Raw genomic sequence first — 19,707 nt, 5'->3', positions numbered from 1 at the left:
CAAATAAGTACCTATCTTTATTTCTGTTTTTTCACTTAAGTATTTGTTTTTATTTGTTTTTATTCGTTTCTGCATTAATTGTGACATGTATTGTCTTGCTTGAGCTGACTTTTCCTCTATGAGCGATTTATTTAGATATACGTGAAAATCATTCCATCGATTCAACAACAGAGTGATTTAGATGGATTCTCTAAGATTTTCCAAAGCAGTACTGGATAACTTACCCCGCCCCTTAAAAGGCGAGCAGGCTATAGAGTATCGAAATGATGCCAACTTTCGCTTACGTGTATTAGTTACCCATAAGCACATACGCTTTATTGTGCGATTTAGCTGGAAGGGAATTCGTTACTACGAGTCGTTTGGTACTTACCCTGAAATGAAACCTGCTGAGTTTATTAAGCTGGCTTACCAGTTTATTACTGATGTTCAGTCTGGTGCTTACCGCAAGGGATCTCGCCTTACGGTTAAGCAGTTCTTTAATGAAGTGGCTTTACCTTTTAGTCAACGACACCATCGTGATAGTCAAACTTTTCAGTCTCGTGCTAAGCGTGTTATGGCTGCGATGGGTGATAAGCGTATCGCTGAAGTAACTCGTCGTGATGTGGAGAAATTTCTTCATTCATTAACAGACTTATCGCCAGCCACGGTGAACCGCTACCAAGCATTTTTATCCAAGCTGTTCTCTATGACAGTAGAGCACGACATTATTGATAAAAGCCCAGTAAAGGGCGTTAGAAAGCTGGCTGAGAACAACGTTAAAGAACGCGTGTTATCCGCTAAAGAGATGGAAAGCTTTTGTCGTAATGCTTGCGCTGAAACTAACTTCATTCATGCCTATGCATTGATGCTTAGCCTGCTTACGGGTATGCGTATTGGCAATGTGATTAGCCTTTCCCGTTCAATGCTTGCCGATGAGCTGTCGTTTGCTTTGTTGCCTATGACTAAATCAGGTAAGCCTCAGCGTATTTACTTATCTGAGCCAGCACAGCGACTTATCCGAAAGTGTCTCATGGTTTCTTTCAATGATTGGGTGTTTCCATCACTGAAGAACCATGGCGAACACATTGCGTATCCACGGGCTTGTATGGAACGTATTCAGCAAGCCATGAAAGCGGAAGGTTCACTAGAAGCGCCTTTCACTATCCACGATCTACGTCGTACCTATGCGACCCAAATGCTGATCGCGACCAATGATATTCGTTTAGCTCAACAGAGTCTTGGTCATTCTAATGTGAGCGTCACAGAGCGCTATGCCTATTACCAAAATACTCATTTAGCACAAGCTTCTCAGAAGACTGTTGAAGCGATGCTACCTAATTTTCAATTTGACTAAGGAAAACCCAATGAAAAATGCATTAACAGTAGAAGAATTTGCAGCGGCATACAGCCTTAATCCTGCAACGGTAAGAACCAATGTAACTCGCCAACCTGATTCATTGCCGAAAGTTCTGCGAATAGGTCGTAGCGTTCGTTTTTTGAAATCGGAGATAGCTAAGTGGGAGGTGGCATTACTCAATAAATAGAAGAAATGTAATCGAATTAATTTTACCCCTAGCGTTGAGACAGGTGTCTCTTCGTTAGAAGAGACACCTGTCTCATGCTCTTTAACAATTTGGAATTTTAATAGGATAAATATCATGACTACTTCTACATCTGTATTTGTAAAAACAAACCGTGGCGTTAAGAACCTAGCTTTAGCTAAAAGTGTAATCGGCTCTGATGAGCGCGTGGTTGTGTTGGACTCGAACTGTAACGTTATGCATTACCAAAAAGGTGCGGCGGCGGAAACTCTGTTTGAGCAAATCAAAAAATCCATTAAGCCATGTGAGGGTGCAACGTTGATCCTTGAAAATGGTAGTTGGATTCATGTTGACTCGATATCTAACGTATTTATTTCTGAAAAATCCGGCTCTTTGCTTATTACAGCGAACAAAGATGACAACCTGTTAACTATGTTTGCGGCAGATGAGTTCTCGGATCTAGAAGGTCTGTGTGACGTTCTATGCGATGCATTGTGTGACTATAACGATGGTAAGGCTATGCCTGAAATCTCTTGGTCTGAGTACAAAGCATAAGCATTGAACATAACCGGAACCTGTTAAAAAGACGCCAAGTGGCGTCTTTTTACGTATTGGAGATAAAAGAAATGAGTGAAACATATGATTGGCTTGAGCAGGATACCAGTATCACTATTGGCAATCTGACTGAAACTGGTTGGGAAGAGTGTGATGTTGAAAGCGAGGGTAGTTGGGAGGCTCAAGAATCTGTTGATGTGAAAGATGTGCCTTTTAAAACGGTGAAGTCTAAAGCTAAGCCTCATATTGGCAAGAAGCCTCCGAAGAAGGTGAAAGTTAAGCGTAAGAAACGAAAGGCAACTCCTTTCTTTGAGCGACCTGTGATAGCTATCGATACAGAGTACACCGAATCTGATTGCGGAGAGTACAACAGTATCTTGAGTTATCAACTTGCTGTTTTGTATAAGGGTCTGCTTTCAACACTTATCTTGTATCCTGAATCGACTAAAAAGTCTGGTCGTTTGGCATTGGATCGATGTTTGGTTCAAGCCATTGAAAAAGCGATGGATGAAGGCGTATTAGATACTTTTCCGACTGACGTAATTCTTTGTGCTCACTGGTTATCGGCTGATCTGTTTAACTTCAGTAAAGCATTTGATCAGTTAAAGACACATGTAAACGGATTGCGAAAGACGGTAGCGAGCCTTGACGATGTATATGGACTAGAGCTTGATAAAGTGATGTCTCGCCGCATCGATAAGGAACCGCTTCAGGTCAATACCAAGTCGCGTAATAAGAAAACGCTCTACATCACTTTCTTTGACACTATGTTGTTGTCGCCGAATGGTTCGTCACTTTCATCGGTGGGTGATTTGCTTGAGATCCCTAAGGTCGAGATCCCTGAGCCTTATTCTATTTCTCGTATGGATGAGTTCTTGGAAGCTGAGCCTGAAAAGTTCGCTGAATATGCTTTAACCGATGCGATTATTAGTGCTCGCCACTTTGAGCGCGTTTCTCTCTTTTGCCAACACACATTAGGTTTAAAGTCGGTGCCATTCACTATTGGTGGCATTGCCGTTAAAGCTTTTGTGAATAGCTTGGAAGATAATCGCGGTTATCGTGGTTTATTTGGTTTTGAGAAAGTGACTAAAGAAATTTGGCCATCAGATCGAAATAAGCCATTAACGATAACAAGAGATGTTCCCGTTGCTGCACGTATGACATTAGAGGGATTTGCAACCCAGTGCTATCACGGTGGTAGAAATGAAAGTTTTATCGCTGGTCCCACTCAAGTTGATACTTGGCGAGATTATGATATTCCTTCATGTTACTCGGCGATTACGTTAGGTCTGCGTGAATTAGCGTATGAGAAAATGTATATGACTGAGGACTTGCATGACCTATTTGGTGACAAGTGTGCTATGGCATGGGTTGAGTTTAAGTTTCCTGAGAATACTCGCTTCCCAAGCTTGGCGGTTCGTTCAGATTATGGTTTGTTGTTTCCCATCACTGGCGAAACGTATGTTACAGGTCATGAGTTGGAAGTCGCTTATAACCAAGGCGCTGAGATCACCATTAAGCAGGCATTCGTCATTCCATGGAAAAATGATAAACGTATTTTCGAAGATTTCATGAAATGGGGTCGAGAGAGGCGCAAGTCATTTGTTAAAGGTAGCTTTGATGAAAGGCTAACTAAGGAGATGCTAAATAGTTGCTACGGAAAAATGGCTCAATCACTGCGCCCTAAAAGTGCGTTTGATATACAGGCTGGATACTCCAAGCAATTGCCACCATCGACGTTGACGAATCCTTTCTTTGCGGCTTATACGACGGGTCTTGCTAGAGCTATGTTAGGTGAGATGCTTCATAGCATACCCGATGAGAAGGTTGTGATCTCGATCACAACTGACGGTTTTTTGACTAATGCTGAATTGGAGGAAATAGACCTATCAGGTGTCATCTGTCAGCGGTTTAGAGGTTTATATCATCGAATAGATCCATCGGGTGGTGAAATTCTAGAACTGAAGCATCAGGCTGAACAGCTAATAGGCGCTAAAACCCGTGCTCAATATACCGTTATAGAGAGTGAAGGCTTTGAACCTGTATTAGCGAAAGGCGGTGTTAAGGTAGATCCAATAGTAGCAGATCAAAGTGCTCATATGGTGGATATGTATTTGAACCGTGCTTTTGATGACAAAGTTGATGGTAGCTACCTGACACCGAATCGGATGCGCTTTTTAGAACATAAGGATTTAATGCTTGAAAAGCGTTCGATCTTTTTGAACATGGAATACGATCATAAGCGAGAGTTGTTGAATCCAAAAATGCTCGATGTCAAAGACCGACAGCATATAGCCTTGGAAACCAAACCTCATTATTCGTTGGACGATATGCTGTTTACTCGCCTTCGTTTTGACCGTTGGCGAAAACAACATTGTTTAAAGACTTTAGAGGACTGGTATAACTGGCAGGACCGCCTAGCAATGGCGAAAGCTTCTCATAATAAGTCTTTAAGACTTAAATCTGATGAGAGCTCTGAGAGTCTAATGGCGCGTCTATTCTTGCGCTTCTATGCCCATGAACAGGGCGGTATATCTAAATCTGACATAAATGCTAATCAACTTGCCTCATGGCTAACGGAGCAGGGTTACCCAACCAAATCGACGTTAGTTCGCTCGGCAGGTAAATCTAAGCTAATTGAAGCAGCAGTACCGTTAACGGAGCTGACTATCAAATTAGCAATTCTAATTAAATCTAAGTTTCCCAGCTTCGAAATCGAAAAACTTTTCGAACCTATAGCTCGTGAATCGCTACGAGCAGCGCTTAGCAGCCAGCTAAGTTCGTAAATATCAATTATAGATGAGCCCTTGAGAGATAAGGGCTTTTCCCTCTGTATGTCATAGCACCGTAGGGGTATTAAGACAGCAATCCCACACGCAATGACCTTTATTCATATTCAATGCCGTCATTCCGGCGGTTTATCAAATTTTTAATATTTAAGGAGATAGTCTTATGTCTAGTAATTCAAACTGCAAATACTATGCAGCTATTAACGATGAAGAAGCACGTATCGTCAATACATGGGAACAATGTAAGCTGATTGCTATTAGTCAATCTGGTGGTGATAACAAAGGTGCTGAAACCTATGATGAGGCTGTAGGCTATCTAAAAGAGTTAAAACGAGCGCGTAAAGTCCGCTTAGCTAAAAAGAAGCCGAAGCGTAATAAGTACAGCGGCAATAGACCTAAGGACAATCTTGCTCACTTATTGGGCTTTCTTGACTCAGAGCCAACCCCATCAACATCTAAACCTAAACACGTCAGTTTAACTTGCAGTCTTGGTTCCGGTGGCAATGTGCCGATGGTATCTAATTCTGACGGTTCAGAACATGAAGTCGCGATGACTTCCGGCGCTAAGGCTCCACGAAAGCGACTAGAGCTTGGATATGCGGCTCTTAAACTGGCTGATGACGCTCTTAAGCAAGGCGCTGATACCGTCGAAATACTCGGTCTGGATGCGACTGTAGTAAACACGCTGACTATATGGGCCGAGGGATTTAAGCTGCGAGATTGGAAGGCTTCAAGCGGCAAACCGTTGGCAAACATTGAAATTGTGAAACCTATGGTGGCGCTTTACGATGATATTCAGGCTAAAGTCTCTTTAGGTAAACGTGAAGAAAGTGAATCATTACCTTTCTAAATTTCTAGCCCTACTAGTCTGACAGGCTTGTCCTGTCTGGCTGGTGGGGCTTTTTAGATCTTATTATTCGGAAAATAAATCATGAAAAACGCTTATCAAATTGAAGACCTAGAATTCCCATCTCGCACTGCTGCAGCGCGTCACTATGGCTTAAACCCTAAACTAGTTAATGAGCGCGTTACCAAGTTTGGCTGGACGTTAGAGCAAGCCCTTGAACTGGAACCTCGCCCTAAAGGTGACTACCGTAAGAAAGTTGTTATAGACGGCACCGAGTACCCAAGTATGCGTCAGGCTGCTAAAGAGCTTGGTATGGCGCAAAGTACGCTGATGAATCGCATAAAGTCTGGCATATCTGTAAAGGATGCGTTGTTGACTGAGCACACCGAGCGTGAGAAGTTGAAAGGTCAGTCCAAGCCGATGTTCTACCAAGGTAAGCTCTACCCATCTGCGCGTCATTTGTTGCTTGCTAATCCTGCACTGGTTGCTGGTGGTGATTTGGGTAAGGCTGTTACTTCGCTGAATGACAAGGCTCGTCGGGCTAAGAACAAAGGTGAGGTTGAGAATCTGTCGATTGATGAGATTTCGACTAAGTATGGTTTGCCGAAGATAAGGTTTGTTGATGAGTTTGATGGTTGGGTTGAGATGTTAAGAGAGGGGGGGAAGAAGGTCTTGTGTATGAGTTTTAGTAGTTTTGAATATGTTGTTTAAGAAAAGACTTTCTAAGAGGACGGAGAGGCTTTTCCTCTCCGTTCTAGTGAGTGTGTTCTTAGTTTGATGTTTGTAGCTCGTATGTTACAGGCTCAGGGAACAAGGAAGGTAGGTCCTTTTTATTAATTTTAAATAAAGGCCCTTTTTCACTTACTTTGCCGTCTTTAGATCTGCGCTTGATTAGATGATCCATAGTAATGGTGCCGTCACGTAATAGTGGCATCAACTGACTGCTGATCGGGTTTCTCGTATGAGTTATAGATAAAAGTTTGAAGTGTTCAACACCATCTATAAAGAGGCTTTCTGCTTCGATCCAAAATGTCTCTTTATGCTTTTCGAGTAATCTTGAGCGTAATAGTTTTCCGGGCCAAATTGCAACATCACCAAAATTGTCATGGGTTTCTATCAAATGATCTGCTTTTTCATCATAGATAAACTTTAACCCCTGACTATTCGGTTTTTTGGAGGAAATCGTGCAATATAACTTAAAGTCATCTTCTCTAAAGTATCCAAATTGGTCGAGGATTTGAGCACTCTTTTTTAATGGACTGATTTTCCAATCTGCAACTTGGGCAAACAAGTTTGAGCGATTTTTACCACCTCGTCCTGATTTTAACTCGATACCTTTATAGTCGGGCTCTTTGCTACTGTTCATTTCAATATCGAGAGCAGCTTCCACTGCTCGACCAATGGCTGTCGAACCTTTTACAGTCGCTTTTAATGGTTTGCCTTTTGCTAAGTCTTTGAGTTTTTCTAATAACTCATGAACAATAGATGTTTCACTTGGTAGCAGGCTACTTAACTTATTTAAAATCGTAGATTGTGAGTCTGATAAGTTTGTCGCGCTTAAGTCAATTAGCAGTAGGTTATCTTTGCTCACGCTAAGTGACACTTGTGAGCCAGCCTTTGCAAACTTCCCTAGGCCACGGAACCACATGCGAGGATCGCCTGACTTTGTTTTGGGCCGATATAAGCTAACAGTTGTTTCTGTAATACAGTCTTCTGTAATGAAAATAGCTTTTTTCATTACCTTATAATCTGGCCCTTGTCCTTGACCTTCGTAATCGTGGAAGCCAGTCTCGCTGAATAATGTTCTAACAGGTTGAGTTGCATCAAGAATTGATTTCTTTAGCCCTGTAGCTGTTGGTTCAAATGTTGCAAAATCATGGCCTAGTGATACGAGCTTTCGTTTGTTCTCGAATACTTGTGCTTTAATTTGAACCGTAAGGTCTTCTAAGCGCTCCTGCTCGACAGTATTATCAGCTTGCTTTTCTGGTTCAAGGGAGTCTTCTTTAGCAATAGCCTTTACAGACTCAGCATCGATAGATGGAGTTGGTGTTGTTGCAATGTTTTCGATGTTGCAAGCATGAACAAGGTCAGGCCATTTTTCGAAGCCGTACTCTTCTGCAATGAATAGTTGGGCTTGATGTAACTTCAGGGAGTGTTGTTTTTGGAAGGATTTAGCTTCTTTCTTGTATGTAGATAGCTTTTTCATTTTATTACCTCGATTGTTTCAATCCACCCATAGGGTTTTTCAATCACACCTGTGACTGAGGGCATTTAGCGGCCCATTAAGATTTACGTTACTGTATAAATAGCTAGTGGTCAATACTTAGCACTGATACAATTCAAGGTGTTTTTTGCTATGTCAATTTTCATGATTTTTCTCACGGGAATCATTAAAATTAACGCAGTGTTGTTTTGTCTTGGTGTTAAAAAATTGAATTATATAGAGTTATTTTCTGGTTGTGGTGGTTTGTCACTGGGCTTGGAGTCAATAGATGGCTCAAATATGGTAATGGCAAATGAACTATCCCCTATGCCTGCCCAAACATTTGCATATAATTTCTTTGACGAAGATCTCGAAGATCATGCTGTAGTGCCTGAAAGAATAAAGTGGTTGTCTAGTAATTATCCAGTAACAGGTATGAGGCAAAGACTTCGTGAAGACCCTCGTACATACCCAGATTTTGATGATTTGAATCATCACACTGATGTTGTCGACGGAGATTTGCAAGGAAAGCTTGTAGTCGGAAATATCATTCACTTAAACCGCTTTTTAGATGCTAACCCGGATATAGTAACGCAACTATCTACCTCTTACGGGGGCGGGGCTCTTGATTTTGTTTCTGGTGGTCCTCCTTGTCAAAGTTTTAGTATGGCAGGTTTAAGACAACGGGATTGCGATAAAAATTCACTACCTTGGGAGTTTGCCCAATTTGTAGAAAAGGTGCAGCCTAGATTCGCTATATTGGAAAATGTAACGGGAATTTTAAGAGCGTTTGTTCAAGATGGTGAGCGATACCATGCTTGGGTTGAGGTAGCTAAAGCGTTTAGTGAAATTGGTTATGTTCCTCTATGTTTGCATGTAAATGCTAAATTTTCGGGTGTACCTCAGAATCGACCTAGGTTTATTATGATTGGTGTAAGGTTTGATGTATATGAACAACTTGCTCCAACGTTTAATGAATCTGAAGAAGAGCTATTTACAACAGCATTGAACTTTTATCATTTAGTTAATCAAGGTAATGACCCTGATGTGACATCTTTAAATTATCATGATGTTACGAATCTGGAGAGTTTTGAACTTTTAGCTGATTCGTTTTTATCTCATGTTGTCGCTTTTCCTGATAATCATGTGAGTGTTTCTGAAGCGATTGATGATTTAAGGTTTAATGGTGGTCAAGTTGAGGTGTCTGAACATGTTATGTCTACGGCTGATTTATTAGCTGATGGTCATTTAATCGAACGAGAGCTGTTATCAAACCATGAAGAGCGTGCTAATGGTGATCTTGTAAAGCGTAGGTTTAGGCTTTACCAAATAATGCAGCAGGTAGGTACTCGGGTATCTAAAGAGGTTCGTTCTGTATTGAAAGGAACGACTGATACTATTTCAGATGTTGTATGGGATGTCTTTGCTGAATATGACTATTTGATTGAAGATGGTGCTTACGTTCAATTTGATACAAAAGAAGAATTTATTGATTTCTTGTTACGTCACCCTACTAGAAAGCAAACGCAAAAGGCCCTTGATGCTGATTCACCAGCACCAGCAGCACTGTCTATCCCTGATGACGCTTGCCACTATCACCATGATGAACTTAGAACATTGACCGTTCGTGAAATGGCTCGGATTCAGTCTTTCCCTGATAGTTTTGTATTTAGGTCTAAGGTTACAACAGGAGGGCAAATGCGTAAGTTTGAGGTGCCTCAATATACTCAAGTTGGAAACGCAGTTCCTCCTTTGTTAGGTCGAGCTTTAGGGTTATCGATACAAAATTTAGTAGAGAGATTATAAAGTTCGAGTTCATTCTGTGCACGAAACATGCAGCCTAGATTCAATAGAATCCCATTCCATGGTCTTTGATATCCAACAAGATCCTAGTAAATACAGCTAGTTAAAAGACTTTTGAAGGGATTCAAAATCCGTTGCCTTCGGGCGTGGCGGTTCAAGTCCGCCTACCGGTACCATATTTAAACAAAAAAGCCTCGACGAATGTCGAGGCTTTTTTGTATTTCAGATTAGCCAAAGTGAGCTGAAAACACTAGATAAGTGCGTGACGACAGCGTGCAGATATCCACTCTGAAAAAACAACCGTCGCAAGGATCGAAATAAAGATGACGGTCACTTGTGGCCATGCCAAAATCGACATTGACTCTTCGAGTTTTAAGCCAATCCCTCCTGCTCCCACCAAGCCAAGTACCGTTGACTCGCGAATATTAATATCCCAGCGAAAGATCGATGTTCCGATGAAGCTAGGCAGAATTTGTGGCATCACGGCATAGTCGAGTACTTGCAATGGCGATGCGCCTGTTGTGGTAATCGCAGCGACTTGGTTTTTATTGACCTCTTCGATGGCTTCGTACATTAACTTGGCAACAAAGCCAACCGAGCGTAAAGCGATGGCAATAATACCGGCGAGTAACCCAGGACCTAGAACAGCGACAAGTAAAAGTGCCCAGATTAAAGAGTTAATAGAGCGGCTAGCAGCAATAATATAAAGTGCGATCGGGCGTACAAATAATCGAGAAGGCGTTGTGTTTCTCGCGGCCAAGAACGCGATAGGGAAGGCAATAATGACTCCCAATAATGTACCGAGTGTTGCGATGTTAAGGGTGTCCCAAAGTGGTTGCCAAAGCTGCTCCATGTAGGACCAACGTGGCGGCCACATTCGTCCTCCAATGTCAGACATCTGATTTGGAGCATCGATAACAAAAAACCACATCGTGTCACTATTCATTACCTGCCAGCAAAACACGCATAGTGCAACAAAAGTAAACCAACCAAACCAGCGAAGTAAGCTTTGCTCTTGAGAGTGTTTTTGCCACTCGGTTTGATAGGAAGAAGTAGTACCGTTAGACATGTTAAAACCTTATTGAATACGGTTGCGAATAATGGCGGAGAAATACTCAGCCAGCATGACTAAGCCAATGATGATGAGAAGAATGGCTGCGGCAGAACTGTATTCGTAGCGATCCATTGCGGTATTGAGTGTCGCACCTATCCCGCCAGCACCGACAATACCAATGACTGCCGACTCTCGGAAGTTGATGTCTAATCGGTATAAACATAACCCGATTATTCGTGGCATGACCTGCGGTTGGACAGCATAGTTTACTTGTTGAATCCAACTTGCGCCCGTCGCCTTCATTGCTGTTAATGTTGCAGGTTCGATGGCTTCAATCTCCTCTGCAAATAGCTTGGCGAGAAAGCCGATAGTGGCAAATGTTAGCGTGACAAAACCTGCAAATGTGCCAAAGCCAAACAGAGCAACACATAAGATCGCAATGATGATTTCTTGAAAGCTACGAGCGACTGCAATGAAGCTGCGACAGAAAAGATACACTGGTTTAGGTGCCAGGTTCTTGGCTGCGCCTAAGCCAAATGGAATCGACAATAGTACGCCCGCGACCGTAGAGGTCAGCGTCATGGTTAAGCTTTCAATGAGCCCGCTAGTAATACTATCCCAACGGCTTGCGAAATCAGGTTGCAGGAAAGCCAGGATGAATTTTAGTCCTCGTTCTGAGCCTTCGTAGACACGCATCCAATTAATTTCTATCGAGCCAATGGCCGTATAGAAATACAGGGCCGCAGCGATCCAGAGCCCCCATCGCCATAACGGCTGATTAATAAAGGGCGGTTTTTTCCATTGGCTTGGGTAAGTACGCGTCATTATACCGGCACTCCAACCATGTTCATGGTGATCTCTGGAATGGCTTCTTCTTGTTCTTCGTCTTGAGTATTCCAGTCCTCTTCACCGTAGATTTGGGTAAGCACGGATTCATTGAGTTCATTGGGGTGACCATCAAACACTACCTCACCGGCGCGTAGACCGATTATCCGTCCAACAAACTGCTTAGCCAGATTAACATCATGGATATTGATGATGGCCGGCAGGTTCTGCTCTCTACAGATATCGCAAATCAAACGCATGACTTGTCTCGCCGTTCTTGGATCAAGCGCAGCTGTTGGTTCATCAATAAGGAGAAGCTCTGGTTGTTGAGCGAGTGCCCGGGCGATACCGACCCGTTGACGTTGACCGCCTGATAACGCATCGGCGCGTTTGTTTGCGTGTTCTAGCAACCCGACTCGGTCAAGAAGCGCGTAGGCGGTTTGAATATCATCGCCTTGGTATTTACGTAGAAAACTACGCCAGAACGGTACATAGCCTAGGCGCCCTGAGAGTACGTTTTCCATCACAGTGAGCCGTTCGATGAGCGCATATTCTTGGAATATCATCGCTATTTCGCGACGAGAACGGCGTAATTCACGACTATTCAGTTTAGTTAGGTCTTGTCCTTTGAAAAGGACTTCGCCTGTTGTAGGTTCAGTCAGTCGATTGATACAGCGAATGAGTGTTGATTTACCGGCCCCTGAGGGGCCGATAAGTCCAATCACTTCACCGGCATCAATATCTAATGAGACATTGGTCAGTGCTTTATCCTTGGAGGAGTAATGCATCGACAGCGAACGAAGTTGAAGAGTAGACATGGTTTATCCTATTAACGACAAGTGTATGAAACGTCGTTCGCTTCATCGATGGTGCGGATAACCGCCCAATGTTCTTTGTATGTAATAGGAATAAATTGTGATTCGCCGTTACGAGTAAACTCTTCCTGTAGCTTGGTTCCATCCCAATCGAAGCTAAAGAACGCGTCTTGGATCTTTTCTTGCAGATCTGGATGCAGGTTATGGGCAACACCGTAAGCCGTGGTTGGGAAGGTTTGTGAGGTATAGATATTTTTGATATCAGCTTCCTTGACTACATCGCGGTCAAGCATACGAGTCAGAACTGAGTTTGCGATTGCGGCTGCATCGTAATCACGATGTGCTACACCCATGATCGAGTTGTCGTGAGCACCAGAGAATACTGGTTTGAAATCATTATCAGGTGTCATATCGTACTCTGCACTCAAAATGGCGGAAGGTGCTTTAAATCCAGAGTTTGATGTTTGTGAAGTGAACGCAAGGTTCTTCCCTTTCAGGTCTTCTACTTTTTCGATACCTGAGTTTGGGTGGGTGATGATCTCCATTTCGTAACCAAATGACCCATCTTCACCAGCCATAATCGTGAAGGGAACAAAACCAGAACAGTTCACGGCAAGTGGTGTTGAACCAGTGTTGAATCCCGCAATATGAAGGCGACCAGAGCGCATTGCTTCAATTTGAGCTGCGTTATTTTGAACGGGGAAAAAACGAACACTCTTGCCGGTTTTTTCTTCCATATGTTCAAGAAACTCGCTCCATACACTCGCATAAACGGCAGGGTCTTCGACTGGTGTATAGGCAAAGACTAGCGTAGATGGGTCATTCCATTGCGCTTCGTTTTGGGGTAAATCTGCAACTAGGTTACCGGTGCGATCTTCATAGCGCGTGTCCATGGCAAAAGCAGAAGCACTTACAGCAAACGTCACGGCGGTAGCCAGCATTGTTTTAAACATTTTATTCCCTTTAATATAGGCGTCTATTTGTTAGGAGGGGAATATAAGAATTTCGAGTGACAGAATTGATTCACTTCAGTGACAGTAAAAAGACATAATGTTTCAGTGTATTACAAGCTATATATAAACGGTGAATCGGGTATGCCGTCACGATGTGGTTGAGTGATTGATACTCATTTGACTTTTTCGTGACGATAAACGGTATTGATGTCTACTGCTTATATGCAAGTGTAAAAAAGCCTCGATAAGGATCGAGGCTAGGTGAGGTTTAGATGTGAAGGTTAAAAAGCGTGAGCTTAGATTTCTTTGGGCGTACTCGTTTTATTTCCCTCATTCTCGACGCTGTCATCAACGGCTTTGACAAGTAACAAGCCGACAAGAAGAACAATGAAACCACAAAGAACAAATGTCATTTTTCCCCACATCGGGTTAGGCAATGCAAACATTGCCATCACAGCAACGCCTGATACCGCAATTAATGAACCAAGCATATGGCGCTGCTTGTTATCAAGTTTCTTCTGTTCAGTCGAGTCAGAAACTAATGGCGTGGAGAGGTTGCTAAAGAATCGATCTACATCTTGTTGACGTTTTCCTTCTAATGGTTTGTAGAACAATGTCGACAAAACGAAGAACCCGCCAGTGAAGGTAAGGTGTGCAATCAAACCTACCGCTACCTTGAGATCTGACCATTCACGACCCGTCAGAGGTTGTAAGTTAAACCAGTTTTGCAGCATCTCGGCGGTGATAATGAACCCCACAATATATGAGACGATTGCGCCAACAATGAGGGTTCCCCAACCTGCCCAGTCTGGTGTCTTCTTAATGAAAAATCCACAAAATGCTGGAATGGTCATTGGGAAGCCAATCAGTGCCCCGACATACATCATCGTATCAAACAGGCTCAATCCTTTTAATGAGTTGATAAATAGAGCGATAAGGATAATGGCGATACCAAAAAACGTTGACGTTATTTTTGATACGACCATCAGCTCTTTCTCTGTTGCTTCAGGGCGCAAAATCGGCTGATAGAAATTCATTACGAAGATGCCTGAATTTCGGTTAAGACCAGAATCCATTGATGACATTGTTGCGGCGAACATTGCAGCAATGAGCAGGCCTACCATACCCGCAGGCATGTATTTTTCTACAAAGTATAAGTAAGCAAAGTCACCGGCTTTAGAGCCTGCGTCAGGGTACTGCGCAGCTAGGTCAATGCCTTGCCCTGCAATGAACCAAGGAGGCAGGAACCAAATTACTGGGCCAAGCGTCATTAGAATACAGGCCAACAAAGCGGCTTTTTTTGCGTTTTTAGAATCTTTGGCCGCAAGGTAGCGATATGAGTTCAGCATATTGTTAGTGATACTGAATTGCTTAAAGAAGATAAAGAACGCCCAGATACCAAAGATACTGACGTAGTTTAAGTTATTGCCTGATACAAATGATGCGCCTTCTTGTACTGGGAAGTTATTGATGATTTCTGTTACACCTCCTCCCTGGACGATGGCAACGACAGCACAAGTAACAGTTACCGCCATGATGATAACCATCTGCATAAAGTCAGAGGCGATAACCGCCCATGAACCACCAGTGACCGACATTATTAGGACAACAAGTCCAGTTAATACGATGGTTGTGGTCATGTCGAAACCAAATATGCCAGAAGCAATAATAGCGAGACCGTTTAGCCAAATACCTGCAGAGATAATGCTATTAGGCATACCAGACCAGGTAAACACTTGTTCATTCAGGCTACCAAAGCGCATTCTGATGGCATCAATCGGTGTTACAACTCGTAGTTGGCGAAATTTAGGCGCAAAATACAGATAGTTCATTAGATAACCAAATGCATTGGCAAGGAAGATCATGGCGACAGCAAAACCATCAGCGTATGCTTTGCCAGCTGCGCCAGTGAAGGTCCAGGCGCTGAATTGAGTCATGAAAGCCGTTGCACCGACCATCCACCAAAGCATATTACCACCACCACGAAAGTAATCACTTGTTGTACTAGTAAACGTGCGAAACATCCATCCAATAGCAATTAGGAAGAGGAAGTAGACGCCGACGATAAAGGTATTGAGTTCCATTTTTATGTCTTCTTGTTGTCATAGGTATTGGTCAATATATTAATCATTCATGACTTTATTTGTACTACAATAATTCAAGATTGTGATTGAGTATTTAATACTGATAATTATAATTTTGATGGGCAGAGAATTGGTTTTATATGAAATTTGAGTCTATTGATTTTAGTTTATATTAATCAATGAATTATGGTTGTGAGTGTATTTTGATTAACTGCTTTTTTGGTTTTTTTATCGTCTCGACAATAACTTTTAATTGTACTTTTGTATTACTTATTGTTGAGGGGGTGAGAATTAAAATAACAATGCCGGCGACTCAGTGAAAATATTCGATGATTCTCATTTAGAGCAGAATGCTAAAATCGCTGACCTAGGGCTTTGCTCGTCTTTCGAAGCGAAAGGCGCTAAAATCAAGGTAACTAATAGGAGAGTGACTGTGAGTGCGAAATTTACCCATATTGCGTGGCAACAAACCAACATTGACGCAAGTGAGAAGCTAGTATTATTAAAGCTAGCCGATTTGGCCAGTCATGATGGCAGTGTCTTTATTGGTTTAAGTGATATCGCAAGTGAGTGTTTAATGGGTGAGTTTTCTTTAGCTGACCTATTAACGTCGTTGGCGAATAAAGGGCTTATCAATAAATCTCATGTTGAAACGAGAGGGCGAAAGCAAATCCATCACCTTAAACTGCTTACGCCAGAGCAAGATGCTATCTCGATTCCTGTCGTTACGATGTCGACGGCAGAGGCATCGGCGCCACCTCCGACAAAAATTAGCACGCAGAATAATTCCAGCGCACCTGGTTGGTCACATCAACAGCTTGATTTGTATAAAACACCGGCTAACCGTCGAGATGCGGTGTGGCAAAGTTTTATGCAGGAAACAAACCCAGCCCCGACGATGAATATAAACCGTTTGGCAGGGCAGCTAGATAACTGGCTAGCATTTGCTAAACAGTCAGGTAGTCTTCGCTCTATTATTGGTGAATCAGCAAAACCTAAACATGCGAGTGCTTTTCCTAAAGCCGCGGGTCGCCCTAAAAAAAATCCGAATCAAGGCGATAGTCAACAATATATTTCAACGCATGAACTCAACGAATTTGTTGTACCTGAATGGGCGCAACAACCGCTCGCATTTTCGCGTTTGGAGATAGATCCAAATCTCTTTTGGGAGAAGTTTGTGGTGTATTATAAAGCTCGAGCGAATGAGTATACGTCAGTCACTCAGATGTTGAATAAACTACGGCTATGGATTGTGAATGAGAAACAATCGGAAGATCGTCGTAAACAAGCTGAAGAAAGAAGACGTCAGTCGTATCAAAACAATAAAGCTGTCGATGTCAGTCCATCGGAAGAGTTTAGAGAGTTTTTAAGAGGGCAGGGTAAAAAGCCAGACTTTTAGAGTGAAATTGTTCCCCCCTTTTTAATCATAACGTAGGTGTTGAATATGGCTAATGGTAAGAAACCAAAGAATGTGGATTTTGGTTCCATGGAAAGAAAACTCAGAGAAATGGGTGTCAGTGGAAGTCTAGATCACCTGAAAGCCTCTAGCTCGAAGCCTTCTTCGGCTGCGGTTCCTGCACCTGCACCTTCTCAGGCATCGAATACGGTGCCTCCCAAGCCTGCTATTTCTCAACAAAGAAGTGCGTTACCTAAATCGTTAGTAGAAGAAACGACACACGAAAAGGTGCCGAGTGATTGGTGTAACTATATCTTTGGCACTTTATTGAGTATTTATGAGTCTACCTGGCTTAAGTCGTATGGACGCCGCCCCACAGGGCGTTTCTTAGACTTCGCTGATAGCGTAACTGAAGCGGAACTAATGCGCATCATGCAGCACTGTCGCGAACGCCTGCAAGCCGGTGAAAAGTGGCCCCCGATAATGGGTGAATTAACGCTACTTAAAAGTCAGCTCACTGAATCGGAACTCATGGAAGCCATGAACCGAGTCGTGGCAAAGACGCCGCAAAATCAATTGGAAACCTGGATTATTCAAAATAAAGGTTATGAGCTTCGACGAGTGCCTCAATCCATGATAATCAAACGATTTAAAGAGTTTTACCGCGAGGCTATGAGCCTTCAAGAAAAAGGTAAGTTAGTGACTGAGGTACCAAAAGGTCTTGCTCAACACTCAGTCAAGAATCTGGTGGATATCAAGCGTGAAGAGTTTGAGCAAGCACATGGGAAAAGTCTCGACCCAAGAATAGAGGCACTACTCAAGAACAAACCAGTAATCTAACGCATTCAATTATCGCCATATTATTTGGTGTTTAGTAAGAGAAGAGCTTGTTTTTATGAACTATCTTTGACGAAATGCACAAATTGTTGAGTATTTGATACTGGATAGATGAAGACCGCGGCCAACTTTATTACACTCTTGCGTTGTTATAAATTGAGCATGTGGTCTTTGTGGCGAGTACAAAAATATCAGTGAGTCGGATTCAACCGGGGTTGCATATCCGACTTCCAGTAAAATGGAACGATCACCCCTTTCTGTTTAATACGTTCAAGATCAAATCCAACGAACAGGTACGAGTAATTAAACAACTTGGCGTTAAGTATGTTTATATCACACCTGAACTCAGTGATGTATTACCTCTTCCAATCGAAGCCACACCGGCCGTGACTTCAAACACGATAAATCAAGAAGACAATGCTGATGCGGAAAGGTTGTGGGCAGAAAAGCAAGAGCGGATAGAAAAACTAAGCTTGTATCGACGCCGAGTGTCTCGTTGCGAAAAAGAATTTGATCGTTCACTTGCTCGAATTAGAAATATTATGGCAAAGCTGAGAAGCCGGCCTGAATTAGCAATCCAAGAATCTGAATTGCTAATTGAAGATATTGTTGATTCTCTGCTAGGTGAAGATGACGTGACGTTACACCTTATGGGGGGTAAAAATGAATTTGAAGATCTTTATTTTCATTGCCTTAATGTCTCAGTACTGTCGATGCTGATAGCGAAAGCAAAGGGGTGTGATGCTAAGACCATAAAAGTAGTGGCTTTAGCCGCGTTATTTCATGACATTGGTAAATCAAAAGTTCCTTCGGCAATACTGCGTAAAACGTCACCTCTCAATGAACCTGAGTTGAATTATCTAAAATTACATACCAAGTATGGCGGCGATATCGCGCGAAGTGTTCAAGGGTTACCTGAAGAGGTCATTGAGGTTATAGAGCAGCATCATGAATTACTCAATGGTTCAGGGTACCCATTGGGACTGCATGGAAACCAGATATCAGCAATATCACAAATTGTTTCTGTCGCTAATGCTTTTGATAACTTATGCCATCATCAGGTATCAACAGAAAGAAAAATCCCGTATACAGCACTTTCTTATTTATATAAGCATTCTAAAGAGAAATATAGTCAAGAAAACCTCAGCATCTTAATTAAGTATATGGGAGTGTACCCTCCGGGTACCATTGTAAAGTTATCGAATCAGATGATTGGCTTAGTGGTGTCTATTAACAGTGGCAATTTACTCTACCCAAATGTGTTGGTGTACGATTCTAGCGTTCCTAAACTACAAGCGCCGATCATTACCTTGGAAAGTAAAGACCTTAAGGTCGAGTCCGTTATTCATCCGGATCGGTTACCAGAGAAAATTCGAGATTATTTGAACCCAAGAGCTCGGATTTCTTACTATTTTGAAGATACCTCACTATAGCGAGCGTTTATAAACGAATGGTATTTGCACTAAAAGGTTATCTTTTAGCGGCTTTCGGTCAATAAACTATCAAACGCTCGTTTTATCAAAGCTTTTCATAAAAAACACTTGCCAATCAGCTTGTGATCTCTATAATGCGTCCTCACTGACACGGCAGAGCCCACAAGGGTTCAAGGCAATAATCAGTAAGGCTTCTAGCCAAAAGATAGTTTAAGATTTTTTTTCGAAAGAATTGAAAAATAAATCAAAAAAGTGTTTGACACTAACAATTATCTCGCTAGAATAGCCGCCTCTTCAAAGGAAAGCTTAGCGCTCACCAAGAAGAGATGCTCTTTAACAATATAAACCTATATCAATCTGTGTGGACACTTGTTGATGATAATCATTACGTTTGCTTCTACTGCAAAGTCGGAACAAACAACTTCTTCGGAAGTAAAATGGTTTTCAATGAACACGTGACCTAAGGGTAGTAAGCTCGCTTACTGTCACACAGTCAAAATTCATTATCGTTCTGTTGGAACGATAATAGCTTTAAAATTACTTCTTACTTTTTAAGTAAGGGACAGTTTTGAAGTCAGTATTCATTGAGCCGA

At 42.3% G+C, this 19,707-nt stretch carries 16 protein-coding genes; 10 read left to right on the top strand and 6 right to left on the bottom strand.

Annotated elements, in window-relative coordinates; translation table 11 throughout:
* Positions 1-181 precede the first annotated feature (181 nt).
* The 6 genes from ACE1OE_RS16145 to ACE1OE_RS16120 all read left to right on the top strand — a co-directional run bounded on the left by ACE1OE_RS16145 (position 182) and on the right by ACE1OE_RS16120 (position 6,422).
* Positions 182-1,333 (top strand): tyrosine-type recombinase/integrase, encoded by a 1,152-nt coding sequence (locus tag ACE1OE_RS16145; protein ID WP_449211637.1) that lies wholly within the window; start codon positions 182-184, stop codon positions 1,331-1,333.
* A 10-nt stretch (positions 1,334-1,343) separates the two neighbouring features.
* On the top strand, positions 1,344-1,523 hold the full coding sequence (locus ACE1OE_RS16140; RefSeq protein WP_016797470.1) for a hypothetical protein: 180 nt from the start codon (positions 1,344-1,346) through the stop codon (positions 1,521-1,523).
* Positions 1,524-1,637: 114 nt separating this feature from the next.
* A complete protein-coding gene (locus ACE1OE_RS16135) occupies positions 1,638-2,075 on the top strand; it encodes a hypothetical protein (protein WP_065100078.1) in 438 nt (145 codons plus the stop codon).
* Between the two features lie 71 nt (positions 2,076-2,146).
* Complete coding sequence (locus ACE1OE_RS16130; RefSeq protein ID WP_449211636.1) at positions 2,147-4,861, top strand: DNA polymerase; 2,715 nt, start codon at positions 2,147-2,149, stop codon at positions 4,859-4,861.
* 166 nt (positions 4,862-5,027) lie between these two features.
* Positions 5,028-5,714 (top strand): hypothetical protein, encoded by a 687-nt coding sequence (locus ACE1OE_RS16125; protein ID WP_449211635.1) that lies wholly within the window; start codon positions 5,028-5,030, stop codon positions 5,712-5,714.
* 81 nt (positions 5,715-5,795) lie between these two features.
* Positions 5,796-6,422: a hypothetical protein gene (locus tag ACE1OE_RS16120; RefSeq protein WP_449211634.1), complete on the top strand. Its 627-nt coding sequence runs from the start codon at positions 5,796-5,798 to the stop codon at positions 6,420-6,422.
* Positions 6,423-6,480: 58 nt separating this feature from the next.
* Here ACE1OE_RS16120 and ACE1OE_RS16115 read toward each other — a convergent pair whose 3' ends face one another.
* Positions 6,481-7,917 carry an MvaI/BcnI family restriction endonuclease gene (locus tag ACE1OE_RS16115; RefSeq protein WP_449211633.1) on the bottom strand — a complete coding sequence of 479 codons (1,437 nt, stop codon included), beginning with the start codon at positions 7,915-7,917 and terminating at the stop codon, positions 6,481-6,483.
* Between the two features lie 150 nt (positions 7,918-8,067).
* Between ACE1OE_RS16115 and ACE1OE_RS16110 the strand changes: the two genes are divergently transcribed.
* Complete coding sequence (locus tag ACE1OE_RS16110) at positions 8,068-9,720, top strand: DNA cytosine methyltransferase (RefSeq protein ID WP_449211632.1); 1,653 nt, start codon at positions 8,068-8,070, stop codon at positions 9,718-9,720.
* A gap of 247 nt (positions 9,721-9,967) precedes the next feature.
* On the opposite strand, the gene phnE (ACE1OE_RS16105) is transcribed toward ACE1OE_RS16110, so the two are convergent.
* The 5 genes from phnE (ACE1OE_RS16105) to ACE1OE_RS16085 all read right to left on the bottom strand — a co-directional run bounded on the left by phnE (ACE1OE_RS16105) (position 9,968) and on the right by ACE1OE_RS16085 (position 15,448).
* Positions 9,968-10,786 (bottom strand): phosphonate ABC transporter, permease protein PhnE, encoded by an 819-nt coding sequence (phnE, locus tag ACE1OE_RS16105; protein WP_102469750.1) that lies wholly within the window; start codon positions 10,784-10,786, stop codon positions 9,968-9,970.
* A 9-nt stretch (positions 10,787-10,795) separates the two neighbouring features.
* Positions 10,796-11,596, bottom strand: coding sequence for a phosphonate ABC transporter, permease protein PhnE (phnE, locus tag ACE1OE_RS16100; protein ID WP_102469751.1), 801 nt, complete (start codon positions 11,594-11,596; stop codon positions 10,796-10,798).
* Positions 11,596-12,414 (bottom strand): phosphonate ABC transporter ATP-binding protein, encoded by an 819-nt coding sequence (phnC, locus tag ACE1OE_RS16095; RefSeq protein WP_102469752.1) that lies wholly within the window; start codon positions 12,412-12,414, stop codon positions 11,596-11,598. The genes phnE (ACE1OE_RS16100) and phnC overlap by 1 nt, the downstream gene beginning before the upstream one ends.
* Positions 12,415-12,425: 11 nt before the next feature.
* A complete protein-coding gene (phnD, locus tag ACE1OE_RS16090) occupies positions 12,426-13,364 on the bottom strand; it encodes a phosphate/phosphite/phosphonate ABC transporter substrate-binding protein (RefSeq protein WP_449211631.1) in 939 nt (312 codons plus the stop codon).
* Positions 13,365-13,660: 296 nt separating this feature from the next.
* Entirely contained in the window at positions 13,661-15,448 is a 1,788-nt protein-coding gene (locus tag ACE1OE_RS16085; RefSeq protein ID WP_449211630.1) for a sodium:solute symporter family protein, read from the bottom strand.
* 433 nt (positions 15,449-15,881) lie between these two features.
* On the opposite strand from ACE1OE_RS16085, the gene ACE1OE_RS16080 reads away from it, so the two are divergent.
* From ACE1OE_RS16080 to ACE1OE_RS16070, 3 genes are all read left to right on the top strand, one after another.
* Positions 15,882-16,847 carry a hypothetical protein gene (locus ACE1OE_RS16080; RefSeq protein WP_372059370.1) on the top strand — a complete coding sequence of 322 codons (966 nt, stop codon included), beginning with the start codon at positions 15,882-15,884 and terminating at the stop codon, positions 16,845-16,847.
* 45 nt (positions 16,848-16,892) lie between these two features.
* Positions 16,893-17,684 carry a hypothetical protein gene (locus tag ACE1OE_RS16075; protein WP_102469756.1) on the top strand — a complete coding sequence of 264 codons (792 nt, stop codon included), beginning with the start codon at positions 16,893-16,895 and terminating at the stop codon, positions 17,682-17,684.
* A 170-nt stretch (positions 17,685-17,854) separates the two neighbouring features.
* A complete protein-coding gene (locus tag ACE1OE_RS16070) occupies positions 17,855-19,114 on the top strand; it encodes an HD-GYP domain-containing protein (protein WP_449211629.1) in 1,260 nt (419 codons plus the stop codon).
* Positions 19,115-19,707 lie beyond the last annotated feature (593 nt).

Source organism: Vibrio sp. E150_011 (assembly GCF_053544015.1).
The sequence above is the reverse complement of the archived record's forward strand: the minus strand, read 5'-3'. Positions and strand labels throughout refer to the sequence as shown.